The 862-nt window shown below is 66.8% G+C and carries 1 protein-coding gene; it reads left to right on the top strand.

Translation table 11 applies throughout. From position 1 onward, the window contains the following. The first annotated feature begins 43 nt into the window (after positions 1 to 43). A protein-coding gene (locus QWM81_RS29020) for an IS5 family transposase (RefSeq protein WP_435372481.1) occupies positions 44 to 852 on the top strand; the annotation gives its coding sequence in 2 pieces (ribosomal slippage) (positions 44 to 398 and positions 398 to 852; 810 coding nt in all). Positions 853 to 862: the final 10 nt, after the last annotated feature.

Below are 862 nucleotides of genomic sequence, written 5' to 3' on the forward strand. Positions count from 1 at the left end.
TTAGACGTCGTTTCTTATGGCGTGATCGTTCGTTGAACCGTGTATGACGGATCTGGTTGAGCGGCTTGTGCCGGATGAGTTGTGGGTGTTGTTCCGGCGGGTGGTGCCGCCGACGGAGGTGATACGTCCGCAAGGTGGGGGTCGACGTCGGGCGGGTGATCGTGAGGCGCTGGCGGCGATCATCTTCGTGGCGACCTCGGGCTGCGCGTGGCGGCAGCTCCCGCCGGTGTTCGGGCCGAGCTGGCAGACGGTCTATCGGCGGTTCGCCCAGTGGAGCCGGGCCCGTGTCTGGGCGAGGCTCCACCGCGTCGTCCTCGACGAACTCGGCGCCCGCGGTGATCTCGACTGGTCGCGGTGCGCGATCGACTCGGTCAGCCTGCGGGCGGCAAAAGGGGGCCTCTGACCGGACCGAATGCGACCGACCGTGGCAAGTTGGGATCGAAGATCCACCTGATTACCGACCGGAACGGACTCCCTCTATCGCTGGGCATCTCGGGCGCCAACATGCACGACAGCCAGGGTCTTGAACCGCTCGTTCGCGGCATCCCGCCCATCCGTTCCCGACGCGGCCCCCGTCGTCGGCGCCCCGCGAAACTGCACGCCGATAAGGGCTACGACTACGACAACCTCCGCCGATGGCTCCGTAAGCGTGGCATCCGCCACCGCATCGCCCGCAAGGGAGTTGAGTCCTCACAGCGGCTCGGCCGCCACCGGTGGGTCGTTGAGAGGACTGTGTCCTGGCTGGCCGGCTGCCGTCGGCTCCACCGCCGTTACGAACGCAAGGCCGAGCACTTCCTCGCCTTCGTCGGCATAGCCGCAGCCCTCATCTGTCACCGCCGCCTCACCAAATGAAACGACGCCT

This window comes from Streptomyces ficellus, from assembly GCF_030406405.1.
Taxonomy (GTDB): Bacteria; Actinomycetota; Actinomycetes; order Streptomycetales; family Streptomycetaceae; genus Streptomyces; species Streptomyces ficellus_B.